The 24769-nt window shown below is 70.8% G+C and carries 29 protein-coding genes; 11 read left to right on the plus strand and 18 right to left on the minus strand.

Going from position 1 to position 24769, the window contains the following annotated elements; genetic code table 11:
* The first annotated feature begins 166 nt into the window (after positions 1 to 166).
* From asd to VFX14_18570, 5 genes are all read left to right on the plus strand, one after another.
* Positions 167 to 1246 (plus strand): aspartate-semialdehyde dehydrogenase, encoded by a 1080-nt coding sequence (asd, locus tag VFX14_18550; GenBank protein ID HEU5191691.1) that lies wholly within the window; start codon positions 167 to 169, stop codon positions 1244 to 1246.
* A gap of 109 nt (positions 1247 to 1355) precedes the next feature.
* Positions 1356 to 2399: a glycosyltransferase gene (locus VFX14_18555; protein HEU5191692.1), complete on the plus strand. Its 1044-nt coding sequence runs from the start codon at positions 1356 to 1358 to the stop codon at positions 2397 to 2399.
* Complete coding sequence (locus VFX14_18560) at positions 2396 to 3103, plus strand: HemK2/MTQ2 family protein methyltransferase (protein ID HEU5191693.1); 708 nt, start codon at positions 2396 to 2398, stop codon at positions 3101 to 3103. Before VFX14_18555 ends, VFX14_18560 begins: the two co-directional genes overlap by 4 nt.
* A complete protein-coding gene (locus tag VFX14_18565; GenBank protein ID HEU5191694.1) occupies positions 3100 to 4056 on the plus strand; it encodes an ROK family protein in 957 nt (318 codons plus the stop codon). Before VFX14_18560 ends, VFX14_18565 begins: the two co-directional genes overlap by 4 nt.
* Positions 4053 to 5600, plus strand: coding sequence for an amidase (locus VFX14_18570; GenBank protein ID HEU5191695.1), 1548 nt, complete (start codon positions 4053 to 4055; stop codon positions 5598 to 5600). The genes VFX14_18565 and VFX14_18570 overlap by 4 nt, the downstream gene beginning before the upstream one ends.
* Before the next feature lie 10 nt (positions 5601 to 5610).
* On the opposite strand, the gene VFX14_18575 is transcribed toward VFX14_18570, so the two are convergent.
* The 8 genes from VFX14_18575 to VFX14_18610 form a co-directional block, all read right to left on the minus strand.
* Complete coding sequence (locus VFX14_18575) at positions 5611 to 6393, minus strand: SDR family NAD(P)-dependent oxidoreductase (GenBank protein ID HEU5191696.1); 783 nt, start codon at positions 6391 to 6393, stop codon at positions 5611 to 5613.
* 34 nt (positions 6394 to 6427) lie between these two features.
* Positions 6428 to 6811, minus strand: a complete 384-nt coding sequence (locus VFX14_18580; GenBank protein ID HEU5191697.1) for a response regulator — start codon at positions 6809 to 6811, stop codon at positions 6428 to 6430.
* Positions 6812 to 6896: 85 nt separating this feature from the next.
* Complete coding sequence (locus VFX14_18585; GenBank protein HEU5191698.1) at positions 6897 to 9170, minus strand: ABC transporter substrate binding protein; 2274 nt, start codon at positions 9168 to 9170, stop codon at positions 6897 to 6899.
* Between the two features lie 246 nt (positions 9171 to 9416).
* Positions 9417 to 9890: a VOC family protein gene (locus tag VFX14_18590; protein ID HEU5191699.1), complete on the minus strand. Its 474-nt coding sequence runs from the start codon at positions 9888 to 9890 to the stop codon at positions 9417 to 9419.
* Positions 9891 to 9986: 96 nt separating this feature from the next.
* Complete coding sequence (locus VFX14_18595; GenBank protein HEU5191700.1) at positions 9987 to 11531, minus strand: AMP-binding protein; 1545 nt, start codon at positions 11529 to 11531, stop codon at positions 9987 to 9989.
* Between the two features lie 10 nt (positions 11532 to 11541).
* The gene (locus tag VFX14_18600; GenBank protein ID HEU5191701.1) at positions 11542 to 13158 is read right to left on the minus strand and encodes an ABC transporter substrate-binding protein; all 1617 of its coding nucleotides are present in this window, start codon (positions 13156 to 13158) and stop codon (positions 11542 to 11544) included.
* Positions 13159 to 13237: 79 nt separating this feature from the next.
* A complete protein-coding gene (locus tag VFX14_18605; protein HEU5191702.1) occupies positions 13238 to 13384 on the minus strand; it encodes a universal stress protein in 147 nt (48 codons plus the stop codon).
* Positions 13385 to 13481: 97 nt separating this feature from the next.
* Positions 13482 to 13979, minus strand: coding sequence for a CBS domain-containing protein (locus tag VFX14_18610; protein ID HEU5191703.1), 498 nt, complete (start codon positions 13977 to 13979; stop codon positions 13482 to 13484).
* 196 nt (positions 13980 to 14175) lie between these two features.
* Between VFX14_18610 and VFX14_18615 the strand changes: the two genes are divergently transcribed.
* On the plus strand, positions 14176 to 14877 hold the full coding sequence (locus tag VFX14_18615) for a Crp/Fnr family transcriptional regulator (protein ID HEU5191704.1): 702 nt from the start codon (positions 14176 to 14178) through the stop codon (positions 14875 to 14877).
* Between the two features lie 15 nt (positions 14878 to 14892).
* On the opposite strand, the gene VFX14_18620 is transcribed toward VFX14_18615, so the two are convergent.
* The 8 genes from VFX14_18620 to VFX14_18655 are packed head-to-tail and all read right to left on the minus strand — an operon-like array spanning position 14893 to position 17871.
* The gene (locus VFX14_18620; GenBank protein HEU5191705.1) at positions 14893 to 15126 is read right to left on the minus strand and encodes a response regulator; all 234 of its coding nucleotides are present in this window, start codon (positions 15124 to 15126) and stop codon (positions 14893 to 14895) included.
* The gene (locus VFX14_18625; protein HEU5191706.1) at positions 15123 to 15269 is read right to left on the minus strand and encodes a hypothetical protein; all 147 of its coding nucleotides are present in this window, start codon (positions 15267 to 15269) and stop codon (positions 15123 to 15125) included. Before VFX14_18625 ends, VFX14_18620 begins: the two co-directional genes overlap by 4 nt.
* A gap of 22 nt (positions 15270 to 15291) precedes the next feature.
* Complete coding sequence (locus tag VFX14_18630) at positions 15292 to 15726, minus strand: CBS domain-containing protein (GenBank protein ID HEU5191707.1); 435 nt, start codon at positions 15724 to 15726, stop codon at positions 15292 to 15294.
* Positions 15727 to 15753: 27 nt separating this feature from the next.
* The gene (locus tag VFX14_18635) at positions 15754 to 16083 is read right to left on the minus strand and encodes a hypothetical protein (protein HEU5191708.1); all 330 of its coding nucleotides are present in this window, start codon (positions 16081 to 16083) and stop codon (positions 15754 to 15756) included.
* 3 nt (positions 16084 to 16086) lie between these two features.
* Positions 16087 to 16365: a universal stress protein gene (locus VFX14_18640; protein ID HEU5191709.1), complete on the minus strand. Its 279-nt coding sequence runs from the start codon at positions 16363 to 16365 to the stop codon at positions 16087 to 16089.
* Between the two features lie 8 nt (positions 16366 to 16373).
* Complete coding sequence (locus VFX14_18645; protein HEU5191710.1) at positions 16374 to 16535, minus strand: universal stress protein; 162 nt, start codon at positions 16533 to 16535, stop codon at positions 16374 to 16376.
* A gap of 24 nt (positions 16536 to 16559) precedes the next feature.
* Positions 16560 to 17390: a biotin--[acetyl-CoA-carboxylase] ligase gene (locus tag VFX14_18650; GenBank protein HEU5191711.1), complete on the minus strand. Its 831-nt coding sequence runs from the start codon at positions 17388 to 17390 to the stop codon at positions 16560 to 16562.
* Positions 17383 to 17871: a universal stress protein gene (locus VFX14_18655; protein HEU5191712.1), complete on the minus strand. Its 489-nt coding sequence runs from the start codon at positions 17869 to 17871 to the stop codon at positions 17383 to 17385. Before VFX14_18655 ends, VFX14_18650 begins: the two co-directional genes overlap by 8 nt.
* A gap of 263 nt (positions 17872 to 18134) precedes the next feature.
* Here VFX14_18655 and VFX14_18660 point away from each other — a divergent pair, with 263 nt between their 5' ends.
* Both VFX14_18660 and VFX14_18665 read left to right on the plus strand, forming a co-directional pair.
* The gene (locus tag VFX14_18660; protein HEU5191713.1) at positions 18135 to 18560 is read left to right on the plus strand and encodes a DUF542 domain-containing protein; all 426 of its coding nucleotides are present in this window, start codon (positions 18135 to 18137) and stop codon (positions 18558 to 18560) included.
* Positions 18557 to 19873: a cbb3-type cytochrome c oxidase subunit I gene (locus VFX14_18665; GenBank protein HEU5191714.1), complete on the plus strand. Its 1317-nt coding sequence runs from the start codon at positions 18557 to 18559 to the stop codon at positions 19871 to 19873. The genes VFX14_18660 and VFX14_18665 overlap by 4 nt, the downstream gene beginning before the upstream one ends.
* Positions 19874 to 19899: 26 nt before the next feature.
* On the opposite strand, the gene VFX14_18670 is transcribed toward VFX14_18665, so the two are convergent.
* Together VFX14_18670 and VFX14_18675 are read right to left on the minus strand one after the other, a co-directional pair.
* A complete protein-coding gene (locus VFX14_18670) occupies positions 19900 to 20277 on the minus strand; it encodes a DUF6335 family protein (protein ID HEU5191715.1) in 378 nt (125 codons plus the stop codon).
* Positions 20278 to 20496: 219 nt separating this feature from the next.
* Complete coding sequence (locus VFX14_18675) at positions 20497 to 21327, minus strand: universal stress protein (protein HEU5191716.1); 831 nt, start codon at positions 21325 to 21327, stop codon at positions 20497 to 20499.
* A gap of 245 nt (positions 21328 to 21572) precedes the next feature.
* Here VFX14_18675 and VFX14_18680 point away from each other — a divergent pair, with 245 nt between their 5' ends.
* The 3 genes from VFX14_18680 to VFX14_18690 are packed head-to-tail and all read left to right on the plus strand — an operon-like array spanning position 21573 to position 24686.
* Positions 21573 to 23051, plus strand: coding sequence for an amidohydrolase family protein (locus VFX14_18680; GenBank protein HEU5191717.1), 1479 nt, complete (start codon positions 21573 to 21575; stop codon positions 23049 to 23051).
* Positions 23048 to 23992, plus strand: coding sequence for an alpha/beta hydrolase (locus VFX14_18685; protein ID HEU5191718.1), 945 nt, complete (start codon positions 23048 to 23050; stop codon positions 23990 to 23992). The genes VFX14_18680 and VFX14_18685 overlap by 4 nt, the downstream gene beginning before the upstream one ends.
* Before the next feature lie 10 nt (positions 23993 to 24002).
* Positions 24003 to 24686 carry an alpha/beta fold hydrolase gene (locus VFX14_18690; GenBank protein HEU5191719.1) on the plus strand — a complete coding sequence of 228 codons (684 nt, stop codon included), beginning with the start codon at positions 24003 to 24005 and terminating at the stop codon, positions 24684 to 24686.
* Positions 24687 to 24769: the final 83 nt, after the last annotated feature.

The following is a 24769-nucleotide window of genomic DNA, read 5'->3' on the forward strand; positions in this document are numbered from 1 at the left end:
GACCCGGCTGGGGTCCCCGACGGGACGCCCAGCGACGACGGTGGCGCGCGGCCGCGAGGCATTCTAGCCCCGCAGCGAACGACGAAACGGATCCACGAGGCCCGCGACCACCCAAGGTCGCGGGCCTCTCTTGTTTCAGGGTGTTCGGAAATCCATGGAGGAAGCTATGCGGACGATGCGCGTCGCCGTGATCGGCGCCACCGGCGTGGCGGGCCAGCAATTCCTGGCCGCCCTCGCCGGTCACCCCTACTTCGAGGTCGCCGCTCTCGCGGCCTCCGAGCGCTCCGCGGGAAAGCGGTACCGCGAGGCCATCACCGATGCGGCCGGCGCCGTGCGCTGGTACTGCGCGGAGCCGCTGGATCCTGCCTTCGCCGCGCTCACCGTGCAGGACGCGGCCCAGCTCGACGCAGAGTCGGTGGACCTCGTCTTCACCGCCGTGGAATCGGACGCCGCGCGCGACCTCGAGCCGCGCTACGCGAAGACGACTCCCGTGGTCTCGACCGCCTCCGCCTTCCGCTACGAGCCCGACGTGCCGATCTTCATCCCCGGCGTCAACATGGACCACGACGCCCTCATCGCCGCGCAGCGCGGGAACCGCGGCTGGAAGGGCTTCGTCACGCCGGTGCCGAACTGCACCACCACCGGGCTGGCCATGACCCTCAAGCCTTTGCATGTTGCCTTCGGCGTGGAGCGTGTCGTGATGACCTCGCTCCAGGGCCTCTCGGGTGCCGGCCGCTCGCCGGGCGTGATCGCGATGGACGTGGTCGACAACGTGATCCCCTACGTCCCGAAGGAAGAGGAGAAGGTCGAGAAAGAAACGCAGAAGATCCTGGGCGTGATGCGCGGCGACACGGTGGAGCCCGCGGCCTTCCCCGTCTCCGCCACCTGCACTCGCGTGCCGGTGCTGGAGGCTCACACCGAGTCCGTGAGCGTGGCGCTGCGGCGCGCGGCCACGATGGACGAGGTCAAGACCGCCCTGCGCGAGCATGGGCGGGAGTTCGCGCGGCTCGGCCTCCCTTCGTGCCCATCCCGGCTCATCGACGTGAGCGAGGACCCCTTCCGGCCCCAGCCGCGGCTCGATCGCGACCGCGAGCAGGGCATGCTCACCAGCGTGGGGCGCGTGCGACCCGACCATGCGCTGCCCAACGGGGTGAAGTACGTCCTCGTCTCCCACAATACGAAGATGGGCGCGGCCCGCGGCGCCATGCTGGTGGCGGAGTACCTCGCGGCGCGCGGCCACCTCTAATTCGCTGACATTTGCGCGGGGCAGCCGGGCCGGGTAACCTATGTGAATAGGGCCAAGGTCCCATTTCTCTCCGCCGCGAAGGCGCCTACAGTTCGCGGCCATGGCTCCCTTGGCCGCACGTCCGGTGCCGCGCGTCGCGATCCTCTCGCCGTTTCCGCTCGACTCGCCCCGTGGCAATGCCGTCACGGTGGGGCGCATCGCCGAGGGCTTGCGTGCGCGAGGCGTCGACCTCGACGTGTGGGACCTGGACACGCCCGGGCTCGGTGAGCGCATGCTCGCGCAGCCGCTCGCGCTGGTCCACGCCTTCCACGCCTACCGTACCGGCCGGCTCGCGCTGGCCTTCGCCCGGGTCTCGGGCGTGCCGCTCGTGGTGACGTTGACCGGCACCGACGTGAGCCATGATCTGCGCGACCCGTCGCGGGCCGCCAGCGTCCGAGAGGTGCTCGACTCCGCCGCCGCGGTGGTCGCGTTCCACGAGAGCATCGCCACCGAGGTCGAGGCCGCCCTGCCGTCCCTGGCCGGGCGTGTTCGCATCGTCCCCCAGAGCGTGCGATTCCCTCCAAGCCCGGATGGCCAGGTGAGAGCCCCCGCGATCGACGGCGACCCCTGCATTCTCTTTCCAGCCGGCATTCGCCCCGTAAAGCGTCCCCTGCTGCCGCTCGAGCCGCTGGAGCGGCTGCAGCGCGAGCGCCCCGGACTCCGGCTCTGGTACGCGGGCCCGAGGCTCGAATCCGCCGAATTGCGCCGGCTCGAGCAGGGACTGATCGGCCGTCCCTGGGCACGGTACCTGGGGGCGGTGCCGCACGCGGCGATGCCCGCGCTGCTCGACGCCGCCGACATCGTGCTGAACTGCTCGGAGTCCGAGGGCGGGATGGCCAACTCGGTGGTCGAGGCCCTGGCCCTCGGGCGCGCCGTGCTCGCGTCCGACATTCCGGGCAACCGCTCGCTCATCGAGGAGGACGTGACCGGTTTGCTGTTCGATTCCAGGGCGGCGCTGATCGCGCAGGCCGCGCGCCTCGCCGGGGACCCCGCCCTGCGCCGACGCCTCGGCGAGGCGGGCCGCCGCCTCGTGGCCACGCGGCTCGCGCCGGCCCGCGAGATCGACGGCTATCTGGAGACCTACGCGCAGGCGGCGGGACGGAGCCTCGTGTGAGCGACGACGAGGGTCTGCTCCTCTTCCACTACCGCGGCTGCGTGTTCCGCATCGGCGCCGGCGCCCAGCCGCCCAAGGCCGGCTCGCTCCTCTTCTGCCGGCATCTCGGCGTGCGCGCGGGCGAGCGCGTGCTCGAGATCGGCTCGGGCATGGGGCTGGCCGCCGTGCTCGCGGCACGGGCGGGCGCGCGCGTGATCGCCACGGACGTCCGTCCCGAGGCGGTCGCCTGCACGCGGGATAATGCCGCGCGCAACGGCGTGGCGGACGCGGTGGACGTGCGGCTCGGCGACGGCTACGCCCCCGTGGCCGAGCTCCGCTTCGATCTCGTCTGCGCGAGCCCGCCCCAGATGCCGACGCCGCCCGGCCGCGACCGCGACGACGCGGAGGCCGCCGCTGACAACGGCGGCCCCGACGGCTGGGCCCTGCTCGATCGCCTGATCTGCGAAGCGCCCGCGCATCTCGTCCCCGGCGGCCGCTTCCTCTTCACCCTGTTCGGCTTCCTCGGCATCGAGGGCGCGAAGGCGCGTCTGCGGGCTGTCGGCCTCGATCCCGTGGTGGTCGCGCGCGAGCGTCACGGCTTCCCGCGCATCGGCTTCGAGCGCCTCGACTATCTCCGCACGCAGGATCCCGAGCGCACGATCCCGCGGGACGCTCTCCCCGACGGCGTCGATCGCTACGTGGTGGCGGGCCATCTCCCGGCATGAGCGGCCCGGACCGGGCGGAGGGTTTGTTCCTCGGCATCGACGTCGGCGGCACCACGACCGCGGCCGGGCTCGTCGGCCCCGACGGACGTGTGCTGCTCTCGCGGAGCCAGCCCACTCACGGACCGCGCGGCGGCGGCGCCCTCGAGCGGCTGCTCGCCCTCACCGCGGAGATCGCGCGACTCCCGCTCGCGCGCGAGCGGGGCCTCGCCGGCGTGGGCGCGGGGCTTCCGGGCCTCGTGGACGTGGCCGCGGGCATGGTAGGGGGCGAGGCGCATCACGTGCCGGAGCTTTCGGGCGTGCCGGTGGCGCGTTTGCTCGCCGAGACGGCGGGCGCGGCCGCCGTGGTGGACAACGACGTCAATGCGCTCGCCCTCGGTGAGTCACGCTGGGGCGCGGGGCGCGGCGCTCGCTCGTTGGTGCTCCTCGCCATCGGCACCGGCGTGGGCGGCGGCATGGTGCTGGACGGGCGCCTCTATCGTGGCGCCGGCGGCTTCGGCGGCGAGCTGGGCCACGTGCCCATCGATCTCCACGGCCGCCCCTGCGTGTGCGGGGCGCGGGGCTGCCTCAAGGCGTACGTGGCCGGCCCCGACCTCGCCGAGGAAGCCACGCGGCGCCTGGGGCGCCCGCTCGATGCCGCCGCGCTGTTCGTGCGTGCGCGCGAGGGCGACCCCGCCGCGGAGGCCGTGCTTGCCGACGCCACCGAGGCCCTCGCCGCGGGGCTCACCGTCATCGTGAACGGCATCAACCCCGAGCGGCTCCTCGTCGCGGGCAGCGTGGGGCGCGCCTTCGCCGAGCGCGAGGCCGATCTCCGCGCCCGGCTGGCCCGCCGCGCCTATGCCGGCGCGCTCGCCACGACGCAGATCAGCTTCCTCGATCTCGGCAAGGACAGCTCGGTGCGCGGCGGCGCCGCCCTGGTCCTCCACGAGCGCGAGCGGCTACACTCGCGGTCGTGAGCGCAGCGATCACACGGCGCGAGCTGCTGGGTGGAGGCTTGGCCCTGGCCGGAGCGAGCCTCTTGCGCCCACGCCCCACGCGCGCCGCCGTCGAGGACCTCGACTTCGTCTCCGCCCTCGATGCCGCACGCGCCATCCGCGCTGGCCAGGTCTCGTCCGTGGAGCTGACCAACCGCATCCTGGCCCGGATCGCCCAGCACAATCCGAAGCTCAACGCGATCGTGACTCTCACCGCCGATACCGCACTAGCCCGCGCACGTGCCGCCGACGCCGCGCGGGCCAAGGGCGAGAACTGGGGCCCCTTCCACGGCGTTCCCATCACGATCAAGGACACGTACGAGGTGGACGGTGTGCGCACCACCGCCGGCCTCCCCGAGTACAAGGATCACATCTCGCCGCGCGATGCGGTGGTGGTGGCGCGGCTCAAGCGCGCGGGCGCGGTGATCCTCGGCAAGACGAACGTGCCGCCGGCCGCGGCAGACTGGCAGAGCGACAACCCCATCTTCGGCCGCACGAACAATCCCTGGGATCTCACGCGCACGCCGGGCGGCTCGACGGGGGGCGGGGCCGCCGCGCTCGCCGCCGGGCTCAGCTATCTCGAGCCCGGGAGCGACCTCGCCGGGTCCATCCGCATCCCGTCGCACTTCTGCGGGCTCTACGGCCACAAACCGACCCTCGATCTCGTCCCGCTGCGGGGCCACGTCCCGCCCCCGCCGGGCATCGCCGCGGGACCCCCGTCATTCCTCCCCGTGGCCGGGCCGTTGGCGCGCTCGGCCTCCGACCTCCGCGCGGCCATGGAGGTGCTGGGTGGGCCCGACGACGCGGAGGCACGAGCCTATCGCTGGGCGCTGCCGCCCGCGCGTGCCACACGGCTGCGGGACTATCGCATCGGCTATGTGCTGGACCATCCCCGCTGCGCGGTGTCGCCCGAGGTCGCGGAGCCCCTGGCGGCCGCGGTGGAGACGCTCCGCAAGGCGGGCGCGACTCTTGAGGAAGGCTGGCCGGAGCGCGTCAACGTGGAGGAGCAGTACGAGACCTACTTCTTCTTGCTGATGGCGCTCTACACGCCGTCGCTCCGCGACGAGCAGCTCGAGCCGGTGCGCGCGCTCGCCACCACCCGCGACGGCTCGGCGCGCGCCCGCTGGGCCGCCGCCGTCACCGCGGACGTGCGACAGTACCGGGCGATGGACGGGCGCCGCCGCGCCGCGCGCGCGATCTGGGGGGCGTACTTCCGGACGCACGACGCGTTCCTCATGCCCACCGCCTTCGTGCCCGCCTTCCCGCACGATGCCTCGCCGGACCAGCTCGCGAGGGTGCTGGCAACGCCGGCGGGACCGCGTCCTTATCTCGACCTCACGTTCTGGGTCTCCTTCGCGTCGGTGGCGGGGCTGCCCGCGACCACCGCGCCGGTGGGGCTCACGCGCGGCGGCCTGCCGGTGGGCATGCAGATCCTGGGGCCATACCTCGAGGACGCCACGCCGATCGACGTGGCGGGACGGCTCGCCGAGGTGGTGGGCGGCTTCCGCCCGCCGCCCGGCTTCTGAGGGGCGCGCGCTAGCCCGCGGGCTCGCCGGCGTTGACGGGGAGCACCTGGCCGGAGATGTTTCGCGCGGCCGGGCTGCAGAGAAAGGCCGCCGCCGCCGAGATGTCCTCCGCGGTGGCCATGCGCTTGAGCGGCGAGCGCTCGAGCATGGCCTTGCGCATGGCCTCGACGGACAGGCCCCGTTGCTTGGCCTGCCCCTCGATGACCCGGTCGATGCGGTCGCCCTCGATGGCGCCCGGGGCCACGCAGTTCACCGTGATGTTGTGCGGGGCCAGCTCGAGCGCCATGCCATAGGTCATGCCCACCTGCCCGCCCTTGGCCGAGCAGTAGCCGATGCGGAACGGCAGGCCGCGCCGTCCCGCGCCGGAGGAGATGTTCACGATGGCGCCGCCGCCCGCCTTGATCATCTCGGGCACGACGAAGCGGATGCACATGTAGGAGGAAGTCAGGCACGAGTTGATCGTGTAGAACCAGTCCTCCTCGGTGTACTCCTGCACGGGCTTGGTCGGCCCGCCGTCGCCCGCGTTGTTCACCAAGGTGTCGATCTTGCCGAAGGCCTTGACGCCTTCGGCGATGACGTGGCGGACGTCGGCTTCGCGGGCGGCGTCGCCGGTCACCGCGATGGCCCGGCCGCCGTCCTTCTTGATGAGCGCCGCGGTCTCCTCGACCAACGCCCCCGAGCGCGCCGTGCAGACCACGGCGGCTCCCTCCCGCGCGAAGAGGCGGCTCATGACGCGCCCGATGCCCTTGCTCGCTCCCGTGATCATCGCGACCTTCCCGGTCAAGAGGTCCATGGCTCCGAATGGTCGCCTGCTTCGGCGGGCCGCGTCAAGGGCGGATGGCGGCGTTGATGGCGTCCACCAGGAGCTCGCCGTCCACCGGCTTGGTGAAGTAGGCGGCGGCGCCGGCGCGGCATGCCTCCGTGTGGGTCACCGCGTCGTCGTGGGCGGTGATGAAGATCGTGGGCGCCGTGAGCCCGCGCGCGGCGAGCCGGCGCGAGAGCTCGAACCCGGTCATGTCGCCCAGGTACACGTCAACGATGAGGCAGGCCACGTCGGACGGCAGCCCCCCGTCGAGGGCCTGGGCGCCGGATGCGTAGGTCTGCACGTCGAAGCCCGCCACCTCGACCAGCCTGCCCAGCGCGCGCCGGACCGAGGGATCGTCGTCCACGATCGAGATCCGGGGCACCGGCCGCGCGGCCATCGGGGCCATGATCACGGACTGTAGGCGCCTCCGCGCCGGAGAGAAATGAGACCTTGGCCCTATTCGCGTAGGCACCTCGGCCCACGCGCGGCCCTCAGTCGCCGGACGCCTCCACGGCGGGAATCGTGAAGGTGAACGTGGCGCCGTCGTTCTTGTTGTTCTCGACGCGCAGCCGGCCGCCGTGGCTCTCCACCAGCGAACGTGCGATCGCCAGTCCCATGCCCAACCCGTGGGCCTTGGTCGTGTAGAAGGGCTCGAAGATGCGCTGGAGGTCGCGCTCGGCCACCCCGGGCCCGTGATCGCTCACCATCACGCTCACCCCGTTCTCCTCGTCGGCGCTGGTGGTGACGAGCAGATGCCGCTCCACGGCGTCCTTCATGGCGTCGAGGCCGTTGAGGACGAGGTTGAGGACGACCTGCTGGAGCTGGATGCGGTCGCCCACCACGAGGGGCAATCGCGGCGCCAGCGCCACCGCGAGGGCGACGTTGCGGAAGATCGCGTCGCTCCGGACCAGGCCGGCCACGTCCTCCACCACCGCATTCATGTCGACGAAGCTGCGCTGCGCCTCGTCCTTGCGGACGAACGCGCGCAGCCGGCGAATCACGCTGCCCGCGCGGCGATCGTCCGACACGATGTCGGCGAGGATCGACTCCAGCTCCTGATGGTCGAGGTTGCCTCGCTCCAGCAGCCGCTGGGCGACCTGCGCGTTGCTCAGGATGGCGGTCAGGGGCTGATTGAGCTCGTGGGCGATCGAGGCGGCCAGCTCGCCCATGGACGCCACCCGCCCCACGTGCGTGAGGTCGCGACGCAGCGCCCGGAGCTCGTGCTCGCCGCGCCGACGGGACAGGACGGTGGCGAAGATCCCACCCATGAAGTCGATGCGCGCGATCAGGTCCACCGGCCAGGCCTGCCCGGCGCGCATCAGGCTGAGGGACAGCGCGCCGACGGTGGTGCCCTCGATCCGGAGGGGGCAGGCCACGGACGACGTGATCCCCCGGCGCGCGTAGGACTCGCGATCCACCGCCGCGGCGGCGGGCAGCTCGTCGAGGCTCGCGAACGCGTAGCTCTCGCCGCGGCCCAGCCGCTCCGAGGCCCAGGGGAACTCCCGAAGGTCCACGAGGGTCGCCGGCTCGATGCCGGGGGCGACCCAGACGTAGCTGAAGTCCACCTCGCGCTCCGGCGAGATCTCGACGATGGACGCGCGGTCCACCCCGAGGTGCTCGCCCACCTGCCGGAGCCCGCGGATGATGGCGGGCTCGACGTCGGCTCCGTGCGCGGCCACCAGGGTGGCCGATAGCTCCGACACCAACCGCTCGAACGCCAGGCGCTCACGGAGGGCGGCCTCGGCTCGGCGGCGCCGGCGGCGCGAGACGAGCAGCATGACGATCAGCGCGCCCTCGGCCGCGATCACCGTGGCACCGAGTGCGAGATGCATCCCGTACGTGGCCCAGAGCGAGGGGGGACGATTGATGATCACGCTGCCCTCGGGCAGGTCCGCCTCACGCAGGCCCCAGCGGGTGAGCGCGCGACGATCGAACATGAACACGTTGGTGGGCGCGGCCTCCGGGGGCAGGCGCGCAGCTGCCTCACCACGCAGCACGCGGAGGGCGAGGTCGGCGGCCTGCGTCCCCTGCGCGCGGAAGCTGACCACGCGGCCGCCGACGATGCCCTGCCCCATCATGGTCTCGGAGAGCCCGTAGATCGGCGCGCCCGAGGCCGGCACGAGGATACTCAGGCTCTCGCGCGTCGAGTACGCCTTCCCGTCGCCGTCCCGGAGCAGCGAGACGTAGAGCACCATCGCGTCGTGCGAGAGCCCGGCCAGCGCCGCGCGGAGGCGCGCCATCGGCAGGCCCACCAGGTAGGACGTCTCGAGGCCCAGCTCCCGCCCCTTGAGGTCACGTCGAACGTCTTCCACGAAGAAGCGATCCTGCGTGGCCGATCCCGCCACCACCACGAGCCGCCGCGCCTGGGGCTGGAGCCGCCGCGCCGCGTCCACGGTCGCCGCGGCGTCCGTGGCCATCCACACGCCGGTCACTCCTTGCTCCTCGCCCATCGGGACGGCGCCACCGCGCGGCACGGCGGTGAAGACGAGCGGCACCCCGGGAAAGAGGGCCGCGCGATGCTCCAGGGCGAAGCGCAGCGCCGGCGCCCCGACGGTGACGATCACGTCGATGCGGCGATTCTGATACTTCGACGCCAGGAACGCGCGCAGGCGATCCAGGTAGTCGGGGTCGGACGCCCAGGACAGGTCCAGGTACTCGGTGAAGAAGCGGACCTCGAAGCCGGCGGTCTGGAGCCGGCTCCGGATGCTATCGTCGATGTCGAGAGACGCCGGCAGCGCCCGGGCTTCGCCGTACAGCAGGAGCACGCTGCGCTGGGAACCGCTCTCATCGACGGGAGCCGGCGCGGGAGCCGCGCCGGCCGGGGCCGCGCCTATGAGTCCCAGCACGAGGACGGCAACAAGAACCCCGGGTCGGCGATTTCGCCGACCCGGGGCCGGGCTTGTCATGGAACCGTTACGCATCGAGTGCCGTCGCGAGCATGCCCGCGACCTCCCGATGGTACTCCAACGGCGGCTCAGGATGGGCAGATTCTGAGCGTGCGGCTCCGGCTCCTAGCCGGACTTCTTCGCCATCGCGGCGGCGGCCCGCTTGGCCAGCTCCTCCTGGGGCACGTCCTCGACATGCGTCGCGACGTACCACTGATGGCCGAACGGATCTTCGATCGTCCCCATGCGGTCGCCGTAGAACTGGTTCTCGACCGGCCGGATGACCTTGGCGCCCGAGGCGAGGGCGGTCTTCACGGTGGCGTCGACATCCTGGACGTACACCATCAGGCTCACCGCGGTTCCCTTGTAGGCGTGCGGGCCCCGGTGATCCATCTCGGGATGCTCGTCGGCGAGCATCATCATCGAGTCGCCGAGGGTCAGCTCGGCGTGGCCGACCTTGCCGCCCGGCGCCGGCATCCGCATCTTCTCGGTGGCGCCGAACACCTTTTTGTAGAAGTCGATCGCCTTGGCGGCGCCGTCGACGATCAGGTAGGGCGTGAGGTTGTGGTAACCATCGGGGATCGGCTTGACCTTGGCCATGAGTGTCCTCCTTCGGTCATCGAGATCTCAGGGTCTGCTGTCCATCGACTCGATGGCGGAGCGTACCGTCGCCCCGCGCGTCGTGCAACCTGGAGGTCAGCTCACGCGTCGATCGCGTCCAGCCCAGTACGGCTCGCGCAGCTTGAACTTCTGGAGCTTTCCGGTGGCGGTGCGCGAGAGCGCGTCGCGGAGCTCGACCGAGGACGGACACTTGAAGTGCGCCATGCGGCTCCGGCAGAAGTCGATCAGGTCGCGCTCGGTAGCGGCGTGCCCGGGCCGCAGCACCACCAAAGCCTTGATGGTCTCGCCCCACTTCTCGTCGGGGACGCCGATGACGGCCGCCTCCAGCACCGCGGGATGCTGGAAGAGGCAGTCCTCGACCTCGATGGACGACACGTTCTCGCCGCCCGTGATGATCACGTCTTTCTTGCGGTCGGCGATGACGATGTAGGCGCCGTCCTCATAGCCGCCGTCGCCGGTGTGGAACCAGCCGTTCACGATGGCCTTGGCGGTCTCCTCCGGCTGATGCCAGTAGCCCTCGTAGACGTGGTTGGAACGGGCGAGGATCTCGCCCTCCTTGTCCACCGTCATGCGCACCCCCACCGCAGGTACGCCCGCGCGCGACAGTCGCCGGGCGCGCTCGGAGGCGTCCAGAGCGTCCCACTCCTCGGGCGCGCGATTGATGGTGAGCAGCGGCGAGGTCTCGGTGAGCCCGTAGATCTGGATGAACTCCCAGCCGAGCTCGGTCTCCACGCGCTCGATGGTCTTGGACGGAGGCGGTGCGCCCGCCACGACCATGCGCACCGTCCCGGCCCCCGGCACGGGTTGCCCCCGCTGCCGGCGGGCCTGGGCTGCGTTGAGCACGGCGGCGACCACCGCGGGCGCGCCGTTGAGCAGCGTCACGCCCTCGGCCTCGATGCGCGCGAGGATGTCCTCGCCATCGATCTTGCGGATGACGACCTGCTTCACCCCCATGGCGGTGACCGCGTAGGGCATGCCCCAGCCGTTGCAGTGGAAGGTGGGCAGGGTGTGCAGGTAGACGTCGCGGTCGCTGACCCCCACGTGCCAGCCGAAGGTGACCGCATTCAGCCAGCAGCCACGGTGCGTGAGCTGCACGCCCTTGGGGCGCGCGGTGGTGCCCGAGGTGTAGTTGACGGACACGGTGGCGTTCTCGTCGGTGGTCGTGAAGCGCGGCGGGGCGTCGCGGCGGCCGAAGAGCGCGGCGTCGGTGTCGGTGCCGAGGATGAAGCGATGCTTCACCGAGATGGGGCGAACGATCTCTTCCATCTCGGGATCGATCAGGGCCACCGTCGAGCCGGAGTGCTCGAGGATGTAGCGGATCTCGTCGGCATTGAGCCGGAAGTTGACGGGCACGAGGATACGCCCGAACACGCTCACGCCGTAGAGGCTCACGAGGAAGCGGCCGGCGTTCGGCGAGATGATGGCCACTCGCTCCCCCTCCCCCACACCGAGCGCGTCGAGGGTCGTGGCGAGGCTCCGCGCCATGCGGGCGAACTCGGCGTAGGTGACGCGGCCGAGGCCACCGCCCGGCGGCGACGGCTCGTCGACCACCGCCACGCGGTCGCCGTACACCTGCTCGGCGCGCTCGAGGAAGTCGGCGAGGGTGAGGGGGACGATCATGCGTGGCCTCCTATTCGGACAGCCAGACGGTGTCGAGCTGCTGGTTGATGTAGTGGCTGGGCGTGATGGTCCACCCCCGCACCTTGGCGAGATGCGGCACGATGCGCTGCCACTGGAAGGTGTGGATGTAGTGGACCTCCTCGTCGTACAGCCGCTTCTCGAATGCCCGCAGGAGCTTCCGCCGCTCCTCCGGATCCTGCGCCCGCGACTGCCGCGTATAGAGGTCGTCCATCACGGTGTCCTTGTGCTTGCTGAAGTTCACCGGCGACGTGGTGAGGAACCAGTGCAGATCCATGTCCGGCTCGACGATGGAGTTGCAGGGGGCGTTGGTGGACACCTGGAAGTCGCCGTTCTTCTGGTTCTGCAGCCACTGCGCGGTCTCGAGCACCTCCTGCTTCACATTGACGCCGATCTGCCGCCACTGGTCGATGAGCCAGATCCCCACCGGCTCATACGGCTGGGGGACGGCGCGGTTCGTGAGCGTGAAGGTGAGGTTCTCCTGGCCTGCCTCCCTGAGGAGGCGCTTCGCCTCCGCGCGGGAGGCGTTGATCTCATGGCTGTAGCCGGCGAGCTTGGCCAGCTCCTCGGGCGGCGTCGCCCACGGCGTGCCGGGCACCTGGATGCCGGCGACTTCCTTCACGAGCGCGATCCGGGACAGGGCCTTCGACCCCTCGTAGCGGTCCAGGGCCAGGGTGAGGGCCCGGCGGACGCGCTTGTCGTCGAAGGGCTTCTTCTGCTGGTTCATCGCCACCTGGATCGAGCAGTTCCAGGGACTCTCCTGCACGGTGATCTTGGGACCGAGCGCGGCCACGAGAGCGTCGCGGTCCGCGGGGGTGAAGCCGCGGAACTGGATCATGGCGCGCTCGCCCCGGATCGCTGCCACCTGCGCGGAGGCGCTGGGGATGAAGATGGCGCGGAAGCCGTCGAGGTAGGGCTTGCCCTTGTCCCAGTAGTCCGCGAACTTCTTCCCCGTCCAGTGCGAGCCCCGGACGTACTCGCCGAACACGAAGGGCCCGGTGCCCATGACGTTCTTCTCGTACCAGCGCGGGTCCGTGGCGAGGATGTCGGCCTTGTAGATCCAGTTCCACGGCGAGGCGAGCGTGGCGAGGAACGAGGCCTCGTACCACTTGAGCCGGAACACCACGGTGTCGGAGTTCGGCGCCTCCACCGCCTCCACCGGCCGGTACTGCTCCTTGCGGCTCGACACCACGCCCTGGGGCGGGAAGATGATGTGGTCGTACGAGGCCTTGATGTCCTTCGACGTGAGCACGCTGCCATCGTGGAACTTCACGCCCCGGCGGATCTTGAACGTCCACGTCCGCTTGTCGGCCGACGAGCTCCAGGACTCGGCGAGGTCGCCGATGAACTTGGTCCCGGTCTTGTCGGTGGGATCGACCCGCATCAGGAGGCTGTAGTGGGGGGCGCCGGGATGCAGCATCGCGAACGTCTCCTCGCGATGGGCGTCGAAGCTCGGGGGCTCCGCAGGCACGATGAAGACGAGCTCGCCGCCGGCGCGCGGCTTGTCCTGCGCGGCGGCGGGGAGGACGCCGGCCAGCGCGACGGCGAGCGCGGCCACGCCCAGGGAGAGGGTGCGCAGCAGGAGAGCGCGCCGAGGGAATGGGGCCATGTCCGACCTCCGTGTGGGGTGGAAGGTGTCGGTAACCATACCATGCCCGACGCGGAGAACGAGCGGGAGCGGGATCGCGCTACTTGACGATCACCACCGAGACGGAGGCCCGCTTGACCGCGCCGTCGGCCACGCTGCCCAGGAGCGCCCGCGCGGCCCGGCCGCCCGGGCCCCTGGCGCCGAGCACCAAAACGTCGGCGCGCGACCTCTTCACGGCGTCGAGCAGGCCCGCGAGCGTGGTGGCGCCAAGCGCGCGACGAACTCCACGGCGCGCCGGGCCGGGGTCGAGCCGTCGATGCCGAAAGCGATCCGGCGAGGTGTCTTCATCGCCACCGGCCCTCTAGCGCATCCGGCACTGGCCCCCTCCCCCACGGAAGGGCGACGATGATGTCCGCGCACGCCGCCCCCACGTCGCCTCGAACGATCGTGCGGAGCATATCTGTCTCGGTGATTATACCGACGAGTCGCCCCTCCTCGATCACCGGGAGCGATCCGACACGCCTCGTCATCATGAGCTGTGCCGCCTCGCCGAGTGACTGGTCCGGCCGCACGGTCATCACGTCGGTGACCATGACGTCGGACACGCGCATCGCCCCGAGCAGCGTGTCGACGGGTGTCATGCCGAGCACCGGGAATACCGCGGGCGAGAAGAGGTGGTGGCGCAGATCGCGGTCGGTCAGGATGCCGACGAGCCGATCGGCTGCGGCGACCACCGGAAGATGGTGGATCCGGCCCATGTGCATACGCTGCACCGCCTCGAAACAGGTTCCCGTAGGCGCGATCGTCGTCAGCTTCCTGCTCATGACATCGCGGACCAGCATGGCGGCCTCCCCCCCCCGGCGCGCGTCTGCGCACCGTCTCGCTGACATGCGTTGCAACGATATGCGTTGCAACGCGGGTGCCACCGCATCACCGAGACATTCCGGGCAGTTGCGCGAGTCGATCGTCGGGCGTTGGGGCGCGGCCGCCTCGGGTGGGGCACCGAAGTCGCGCGAACGCCGTGCTATCCTCCCGCCGATGTCCCCGAAGGATCTGTTCACGTTCCTGACCCAGAATCCCGCCTTCGCCGGACTTCCCCCGCGCGAGATCGAGTCGCTGGCCCGGCTCGCCCTGGAGGAACCGCATCGCGCGCGCGACTACGTCTTCATGGAGGGAGATCAGGCCCGCTGGTTCTACCTGGTCAAGACCGGGCACATCAAGATCGTGCGGCACTCGAAGAGTGGCAAGGACGTGGTGCTCGAGCTGCTCGGGCCGGGAGAGATCTTCGGCGGCGTCGCGGTGATCGAGAAACGGCCGTATCCAGCGGCGGCGCAGGCGATCGAACCGGCAGTCGTGATCAAGATCGCGGCCGAGCCCATGATCGCCCTCGCCGACCGGCACCCGAGCTTCATTCGCGAGATGGCGCGCTTGATCGGACGCCGGCTGCGCGCCGCGCACGATTCCGTGACGTCGCTCGCCGTCGATCCGGTGGAAGCGCGTCTGGCCGCGGCCCTCCTCCGTCTGGCCGCCCGCGAGGGGACCCGGGGCAAGGACGGAGTCACGCTGCCCATTCACCTCACGCGACAGAGCCTGGCCGACATGACCGGCACCACCGTGGAGACGACCATCCGCATCATCGGCCGCTGGCTCAAGGAGGGTCTACTGGAAGACGTGGGCGGCCATCTCGTGCTGGGGGATCTCGACGCCCTGCGCGCCCGGGCGGAGGGGCAAGCGCGCTAGGGCGCGGCCGCGCGGTCAGTCTTCTGGGACTGAGCGTCCCAGGTGGGTGCGCACGGAGGCAAGCAGCGCGGCGGCGAGGAAGGGCTTGGCGAAGAAGGCCGTCGCTCCCGCCGCCAGCGCGGCCCGCCGCCGCTCCTCGGAAGCGTAGCCCGTCACGACGATGACCGGCAAGGGGCGCGGCCCCGCGCGGGCCGCGCGAACGATGTCCAGCCCCTCGCCGTCCGCAAGGCGCAGATCCGAGATGATCAGGGACGGGACTCGTGAGCGACCGCGTCGAGCGCGGCGGCACGCGAGGACACCGCCGTGACCTCGTACCGCTGGCGGCGGAGGAGGCGCTCGTAGGTCGCGAGAAAGTCCACCTCGTCGTCGACCACGAGCACCCGCACCGTCATGGCCGAGGCCGTCGGCGGTCCCTCAGGGGCGCCCCGCCGTCCCGACGGGAGCTTCCATCTTGATGAATGCGCGCAGGAGGTCCGTCTCGGTGACGATCCCCACCAGGCGACCGGCATCCTCCACCGGCAGCGCGCCGATCCGGCGGTCCACCATCAGCTGGGCGGCGTCCCGCGCCGGCCGCGTGGGACCCACCGAGATCACGGTCTCGGTCATGACGTCGCCGACGGTGAGCTTGGCCAGGAGGTGATTGATCTCCCATACCGACAGGCTGGTGGCCTGCGACGGCAGGTTCAGGCGGATGTCACGGTCGGTGACGATTCCGACCAGGCGGCCGTCGAGCGTGGTGACCGGCAGGTGACGGATCCGCTCCTTCAGCATCAGATTGCGGGCTTCGAAGATGGGCATCGACGGCAGCGCGGTGATCACCGCGCTCGTCATCAGATCTCGGACGATCATGGCCGCTCGCTCCTTTCCAGGCTCGCCTCAGGGCTTGGGCGGCGTCGAGGGCGTCGAGCCCATCGGGCAGTGCTGCATCATCTCGCGGCGGTGCTGCTCCATCATCCCGTGCATCTGCCCCATCTGGCTCATCACGTGGCCCATCTGGCCGTGCATGGCGCCCATCCCCTGCATGTGGCCCTGCATCTCCCGCATCTGTCCCTGCATGTCGGTCATCATCTTCATCATCCGGCTCATACGCTGTTCGTCGATGGTCGGCCCCATCTCCGCACCCGCGACGGGAGGGGATCCGAAGCCGAGCCCAAGCCCCAAGGCCAGCAGTCCGGTGGCGAGGACGCGCGACCTCCCGGGTGTCATGGCTCAGCCCCCTCGTACGGTCATCACCGGGCACGGCGCGGTGGCGAGCACCCGGCTCGCCACGCTGCCCAGGAAGAACCGGGCGAAGCCGGTGCGGCCGTGCGTGCCCATCACCAGGAGATCGGCACGCTTGCGCCGGGCCACCTGGTTGATAGATTCATGCGGCAGCCCCTCGAGCAGGAGTCCCCGGGCACGCGCCCCGGCGCGCCGCGCCTTCGCAACCAGCTTCTCGAGCTGCTTCTTGCACTGGGCGCGCGCGGACGCCTCCAGATCCGCGAACACCGACGGCCTCATGTAGGCGCCTGGCCCAGGGGCGGCACGCCCGGCATAAAGACATGGACGAGCAGAAGCTCCGCCCCGTTCGCCCTCGCCATGTCCACCGCGCTGGTGAAGGCCGGCGTGGACGCCCGTGAGAAGTCGCTCGGATGCACGATGCGGCGAATGCGCTTCATCATCCCCTCCCTTGTCGTTCCGTCTCAGTCGAGGACGCGAACGTCCTCGGTGAGCACCATGTGCCGGTCCCCGGCCGCGGTGCGCACGATCAAGCGGCCGCCGTCGTCGATGCCGAGCGCACGGCCCTCGATCGATCCGCCGGCGCCGCGAAGCTCGACCCGCCGGCCCGTCAGGATGTCGCGGTCTTGCCAGGCTCGCACGAGCGGTCGCGCTCCCGCGAGGCGGTAGCGCCGCCACCATCGGTCGAGATGGTTGAGGAACGAAGCCGCGAACCGGCTTCGGTCGATCGGCCGCCCCAGTGCCGCCGCCACGGAGGTGGCAAAGGCCGCCTCCGGGCCGAGGGCCTCGCGCAGCCTGGCCAGATCGACGTTGAGGTTCACGCCCACGCCGATCACGGCGCAGTCGGGCACCAGCTCGCGCGGTACCCATTCGAGCAGCGCGCCCGCGACCTTCTGGCGGTCCAGGAGCACGTCGTTGGGCCACTTGATCGCGGGCGCCAGCCCCAGATCCTTGATGGCATCACTGGTCGCCAGCGAGCCGATGAAGGACACCGGGCCCATGTCCTCGAGCCGCAGCTCACCCTCCAGCAGGACGGAGGCGTAGAAGTTCACGTTCGGCGGCGAGAACCACGGACGCCCCAGGCGGCCGCGCCCCCTCCGCTGCGATTCCGCCAGCACCACCGTACCATCGGAGGCGCCCAGACGGGCGAGGTCCCGGAGCATCGCGTTCGTGGACTCCACCTCGTCGAAGATGTGGATGTGCTGCCCGACGATCCGGGCGTCGAGATCCCGGTGGATCACCTGCATCGAGAAGCGCTCGGTCAGCGGCATCTGGCTACGGCTCACGCTAGTCATGTGGCTTCTCCCGGGCAGGACGCGCCGCTCCCCGACCGGGCACGGTCTCGAGCGGCGCTTCGGGCGCGCGGAGCAAGAGAATGGGCGTCACCGTGCCCCGTAGCACGGACTCGGCGACGCTGCCGAGGATCAACCGATCCAGGCCGCTGCGGCCGTGCGTGCTCATCACGATGAGGTCCGCGCTCCGCCGGTGGGCGGCTTCGACAATGCCGGCCGCCGCCGGCCCGTACCAGACGCTCGGCTCTGCGTGCAGCCCGTCCCGCCCGAGGCGATCGGCCACCCGCGCGAGATAGCCTTCGGCCTCGCGCACTACGTCGACCTGGGCCTCCACGAGGTCTGTACCCGAGAAGACGGGGGCCTCCGCCGTGCGAACCAGGAGCAGCGTCGCGCCCAACGGACGGGCGAGCTCCACCGCCGGGCCGAGCGCGGCCTCGGCGAGCGCGGAGCCATCGAGCGGAACGAGGATTCGGTTGAGCTTCATGACGACACGGGGTTGCAAGCCCGACGCCACCGAATGACGTCAACGAATCCGACGCATTGGAGCGCGGCGGCCGGGCCGTCATTTGGGGAGGACGAGCCTCACTGGGGCAACGCCACCCCAGCCGCTCGGCTATTTCAGGTCGTACTCGCTGATGGTCCAGTCGCGTGATCGTCGCGCTGTCCGCGACGGAAGCTCGTGTATGACTCACGTCATACCCCATCCCTCGACGGGCGCGGTACCGTCTGAGCAAGGAGGACACGAGCATGAGTCAGGACACGAGCGGACGCAGGATCGACGCGGGACGGACCGTCGAGGCCATCGCGCGCGAGCATCCGGGCGCGCGGGAGGCGATGGCCCGCCTCGGGATCAACCACTGCTGCGGGGCGCATCTCACGCTGACCGAGGCGGCGGCCGCCGCCGGCGTCTCCCTCGAGACCCTGGTCGACACGCTGACGCGGGCGTCGCGATCGATTCGCTTGGACGTGCGCGGGCTCGAGCCACCGCAGCCGATGGTCCGGGTGCTCCAGGAGGCGGAGCGCCTCGAGCGCGGCGCCGAGCTCGAGGTCCACCACGACCGGCGCCCCACGTTCCTCTATCCCCAGCTCGATGATCGCGGCTTCGTGCACGAGACGGACGAGCCGGAGCCTGGGCTGGTGCGGATCCGCATCCGCCGCCGAGCGGCCCCGTGAGCTTGCCGCTTCACCGTCCGCCGAGCGACCATGCCGCGGCGGCCCTCGCCCTCCGCTATCTGGCGACGGCGGCCGCGGCGTACGTGCTCGCCACGCTCGGCGTGGTGTGGCTCGCGCCGGAGCTGTCCGGTCACTACTATCAGCCGCGCCTCTTCGCGCTGACCCACCTGGTCACACTCGGCTGGATCACGCTCGCCATCATGGGCGCCGGCTATCAGATCGTCCCCGTCGCGCTGGGACGTCCCCTGTGGAGCGAGCGGCTGGCGCGCTGGCAATTCTGGATCCTCGCCACCGGTATCGCGGGCATGGTCAGCCACTTCTATCTCGGCACGTGGCCCGGGCTCGCCGCGGCGGCGGCGCTGGTCGGGAGCGGGGTCGCGCTGCACGTCTTCAACGTGGCGATGACGCTGCGCGGGTTCCGCGACTCCACGTTCACCGCGCGGGCGGTGCGGCTGGGACATGCGGGGCTCGCGCTCACGGCGCTCTTCGGGCTCACCCTGAGCATCAATCGTCTCTGGCCAGTGCTCCCGAGCGACGCGCTCGCCACACTCCACGCTCACGTGCATCTCGCGCTGCTCGGCTGGGTGGCGCCGATGGTGTTCGGCGTGGCGGCGCGCATCTACCCCATGTTCCTCGTCGCCCCCGAGCCGGCGCCCTGGCTCGGGCGCGTGCAGCTCTGGGGACTGGGTCTGGGGTTGCCGATGCTGATCGCCGGGCTCATCGCGGCGCCGGCCCTCACGGCACCCGGCGCGCTCGCGGTGAGCGCCGCCGCGGCCGCGCACGGCCTCGCCGTGCTCACGATAACCCGCGCATCCCGGCGGCCGGGGCTTGACTGGGGGTTGCGGCTCGCGCTCACCGGCAGCGCGGCCCTCCTCCTATTGATCGCGGGAGGGCTCGGCTTCGCCCTCGGGCTTCTATCGGGTCCGCACGCCGCCCTCGCCTACGGCGCGCTGGCGCTCGGCGGATGGAGCTCGCTCACCATCGCGGGCGTCATGCTGAAGATCGTGCCGGTGCTCGTCTGGCACCGCGTCTACGGCCCCCGAGTCGGACGCGCCCCCGTGCCATCGGTGGCCCAGCTCACGGCGCCGCGCCTCGAGGCCCTGGCCTACGCGCTGCTCACGGCGGGCATGCTCCTGCTCGCGGTGACGCTCGCCGTGGGCGACGCGACATGGATACGCCGAGCGGGCATACTGCTCGCGCTGGGCGGACTCGCCTTCGCGGCCACGCTCACGTATGCCTTCCGGCACCTCGCCATTGTCACGTCCGCCCCGCCGGTCAACGCGGAGGCACCCCTGCCCGGCGGCCGCGGCTGACGCGGCCGCGCGGGTGGGGCGCCGAATCAGCCGCGCCCCTTCTTGCGATCGGCGCGCCGCTCGAGCTCCCAGCGGCGGCGATCTCGATCGTGCAGAATGTCCTCTGTCGGTATCACGGGAGCGCTCGAGCCCTGCTCCACACCGAGAGCTCGGCCGATCTCGTCCACCACGCTCTGATCCGGCGTGGCGACGCTCCCACCCACCGTTTCCTCTCCACTGCTTTCCGCCGCTAGCCAGTCGGCGTCTACATCACCTCCAGAGAGAGTCGGCGCGGTCTCGGGATGCGACAATCGCGTGGCTAACGACGGCGTCAAGACGTCCTCCGAACCTTCCAGAGCGAGGCGGCGACGGCTCCGGGGCCGCTGCTTCTTCGCAGTAATCCGCTTGCGTTTGGGCTTCTTCATTGGCCCCTCCTCCGGCTCCTCCCCGCGCTAGTCGGACTTGATGGGAATGATGTTCCCCGTAGCCCCCGCCGCCTTCGGCAGCGTCACAGTCAGCAGGCCGTTGCGCCGTGCTACGGACTTCCTCGTTCCTCCTGCATCGCGTGTGCCACGAACTCGCGGGAGCCATCGGTCTTCTGAGAGGCGAGCCCCCCGCGACCCCGAATCGCCAGCGCGGTTTCTTCAGTGCGACAGCAGCACGGGGACTGTCATGGACTGGAGCAAGGAGCGTGTCGCGCCGCCGAGGACCATCTCCCGAAGGCGCGCATGCCCATAGGCCCCCATCACGAGCAGGTCGATGTCGTGATCGGCGGCGTAGGACAGGAGCGTGTCGCCGACCGTCGCCTCCGCGCCGGCGACGGAGGCGGCGCGCGCCGTCACTCCATGCCGGGCCAGATACAGCGACATGTCCGCGCCCGGGAGTCGATCGCCGGGCGTGACGGCCGGGTCGATGGAAAGCACCGTCACCTGCTCGGCTCGCTGCAGCAACGGCAGCGCGTCGTGCATGGCGCGCGTGGCCTCTCGACTCCCGTTCCACGCCACCAGCACATGGCGGCCGACTCGGGGGAAGGAGCCGTAGCGTGGGATCACCAGGACCGGGCGTCCCACCGACAGGGCCAGCTCTTCCGGGAGCGCATGCAGGTCAGCCGAGGGCTCGCCGAGGTCGATGCCTTGCGGCACCACAGTGAGATCGGCATACCGTGCGTGGGTGGCCGCCACCTGCATCACATGGCCCTCAGCGACACGCCACTCCGTAGGCACACCGCTGTGCGCCGCAGCAGCGGCGAATTCCGCGGCGGCGAGGCGCGCGGCTTCCTCCAGCTCGAGGCGCTGGACCTTCTCGACCGACTCCGGAATCGGGATGTCGGCGTAGAGGGGGAGGATCGGGGGCGGCATGACGTGCAAGCCCGTCACCCGCGCGCCATGCTCGGCAGCGAGCTCGAAGGTCACGTCGAGACGCGACCGGTAGGCGGTGTCGTTGTCCGCGATGATCAGCAGCTCCTTGAGCGCCATGGCAATTCCTCCCTGGGCGCTCAGGGGCAACCTTCATGCCAGCAGGCACCCCTCGTGTTTCAGGACACTTGCGGAACGCGCGCCACGGTTGATTCCTTTGGGTCGCGGGGCGGCCGCGCCCCAGCCGGGACGTCGACGCCCCTTTCCGAGCCACCCGCCCGGCCCTTGACCTGCCCACCCTCGCGGGGCAGGATGGCCCCGGGTCCCGACCCGAGCGCAGTGCCGACCGCCCAGGAGGCGCCGCCATGACGACCAACGGCCACATCACCGCCCGCTCCCTCCACGATCGGCTGAGCCATCCCGTGATCGACGCCGACGGGCACTGGATCGAGTACGGCCCCGTCATGAAGGAGGAGTTCCGTCGCATTGGCGGCGAGGCCGCGGTCGAGGGCCTGGCCATGGCGAGTCAGCGCGTGCCGAACTCCCTCAAGATGTCCCTGACGGAGCGGACGCAGCGCCGGGTGGGCCAGGAGGCCTTCTGGTCGTCGCCCTGTGAGAACGTCCTGGATCGGGCCACCGCGATGATGCCGCGCCTCATGTACGAGCGGCTCGACGACCTCGGCATCGACTTCAGCGTGGTCTATCCCACCGCAGGCCTCTCGTACCACCGAATGCAGGACACGCGGATGCGCCGGGCCATCTGCCGCGCCTACAACGTGTTCGCCATGGATCAGTTCCGCGGACTCCAGGACCGCATCATCCCCGCGGCGATCATCCCCATGTACACGCCCGACGAGGCCCTCGAGGAGCTGGACTTCGCGGTGACCCAGCTCGGCTATCGAGTGGTGATGATCGGCGGCCTCATGCGCCGCCGCGTGCCCGCGCTCGAGGCGGAGAGCCCGGACGCGTCCCGGCACGTGGAGTGGTACGACGTGATCGGGATCGACAGCCCGTACGACTACGATCCGGTGTGGCGGAAGTGTCTCGAGCTCCGCGTGGCGCCGAGCTTCCACAACGGGGCCCGCTCGATCCTCCTGCGGAACTCCCCGTCGAACTTCTGCTACAACCACATCGGCCACTTCGCCTCCGCCGGCCACGCGGTGGCCAAGGCCCTCTTCTTCGGCGGCGTCACCCGCCGCTTCCCCACACTGAACTTCGCCTTCCTCGAGGGCGGTGTCGGCTGGGCGTCCATGCTCTACGCGGACCTCATCGGCCACTGGGAGAAGCGGAACCGCCGCGCCATCGAGAGCACCAATCCGAACCGCCTCGAGCTCGGGCGGCTCCTCGAGTACGCCAAGAAGTATGGGAGCCCCGCGGTGGCGGAGGCGGTGGGCCGCGGCGAGGGGCTCGAGGGCGACTCGAACTCGAAGCTCACCGGCGGCATCGAGGACCTCGACGACTACTTCCGGTGCCAGATCGAGAAGAAGGAGGACATCCGCGACCTGTTCGTCCCCCGCTACTACTTCGGGTGCGAGGCCGACGATCCGGTGAATGCCTGGGCGTTCAACCCCAAGGCCAATCCCATGGGGGCTCGACTGAACGCGCTGTTCAGCTCGGACATCGGCCACTTCGACGTGCCCGACATGGCCGAGGTGGTGCCGGAGGCCTACGAGCTGGTCGAGCACGGTCTCATGACCGACGCCGACTTCCGCGACTTCATGTACGCCAACGCCGTGCGCTTCTGGGGCGAAGTGAACCCGGACTTCTTCAAAGGCACGGTGGTGGAGAAGCCGGCGGCGGCGCTCCTCGCCGAGCCGGCAGCCAGACCTGGAGGCCCCCGATGAGCGCTCTCGATCCGCAGGCGAAGGCCGTCCTGGAGGCCCTCGCGAGCTCGGGACGTCCCGCCTACCATCAGCTCGATCCCAAGGACGCGCGGCGGCTCTTCTTGGAGACGCGCCCGCTCTCCACGCCCACGGCCCCCGAGGTCGGCAGCGTCCGCGACGCCACCGCCGAGGGCCCCGACGGGCAGATTCCTCTGCGCGTCTACCGTCCGGCGGGCCTTCCCACGAGCACGCCCTTGCCCGCCTACGTGTATTTCCACGGCGGCGGCTGGGTGATCGGTGACCTCGAGACCCACGACGTGCTCTGCCGGCAGATCACCGCGGCGTCGGGTGTCTCCGTGATCGCGGTGGACTACCGGCTGGCCCCCGAGCACAAGTTCCCGGCGGCGCTGGACGACGCGTGGGCGGCCACGCGCTGGGTCGCGGCGCACGGGGCCGAGCTGGGGGTGGATGGCCGCAAGCTCGTGGTGGGCGGGGACAGCGCGGGCGGCAATCTCGCCGCGGTGGTGGCGCTGCTCGCGCGCGACGCGGGCGGGCCGCCGATCGCCGGCCAGGTGCTCATCTATCCCGTCACCGATCTCGGCGCCGAGGCGCAGTCCTACACCGACTTCGCCGACGGCTACTCGCTGACCCGCGAGAGCATGCGCTGGTTCCGCGCGCACTATCTGGCCGGCCCGCGCGACGGCGACGACTGGCGGGCCTCGCCCTTGCGGGCGCGCTCGCTCGCCGGACTGCCACCGGCTCTCATCATCACCGCCGGGTTCGACCCGTTGCGCGACGAGGGTGCGGCGTACGCGATGCGGCTGCGCGATGCCGGCGTCATGGTGGACTACGTATGCTTCGGCGGTATGATTCACGGCTTCGCGGGCATGGGCAAGGTGCTGTCGAGCGCCTTCCGCGCCGTCGCCCTGATTGGCGCGACCGTACGCCAGGCCTTCGCGTGAGGCCCAGGCGATGAGCGTCTATGTTCTGGTGCACGGCGCCTATCAGGGCGCCTGGATCTGGAAGCCGGTGGCGCAGCGTCTCCGCGCGGCGGGACACGAGGTACACGTCCCCACGCTGGAGGGCTGCGCGGAGCGCCGCGGCGGGCTCCGTGCCGGCATCACCGTGGCCACCCACGCGGAGGAGGTGGCCGAGCTCCTCTTCTACGACGACCTCACCGACGTGGCGCTCGTCGGCACAAGCTCGGGCGGTATGGTGGTGTGCAAGGCGGCGGAGCTGGCTCGTCCCCGCATCGGCCGGCTCGTCTTCGTCGACGCGCTCGCCCTCTTGCCCGGCGAGCGTGTGGCGGACATCGTGAACCGCCCTGCGGGGCAAGCGACTGCGCTCAGCACCGCCCCGACGCGGGCGGACGCGGAGTCGCGCATGTTCGCCGATCTCGAGCCCTCGCTGCGGGGATGGGCCCTCGAGCGTTACACGCCCCACCCCATCGCGGCGCTGGAGGCCCCGATGGTGGCAACCGACTTCTGGGAGCAGCGGTGGACCGCGTCGGTGATCCGATGCCGCCGCGCCCGGAATCCCCCGGAAGGGCATCAGCGGCGCACTGCCGAACGTCTGAAGGCCCCCTACGCGGAGCTCGACACGGGCCACTACCCGATGCTGAGCGAGCCGGAGGCCCTCACTCGAATGCTGGTCTGACGCATCGCGTAAACCGCTGGTCTTACGGGCCCTATCAGTCGTGTTCTTTCTTGGCCCACGAATCTTGACTGATGCGGTGGGCG

Source organism: Candidatus Methylomirabilota bacterium (assembly GCA_035764725.1).
Taxonomy (GTDB): Bacteria; Methylomirabilota; Methylomirabilia; order Rokubacteriales; family CSP1-6; genus DASRWT01.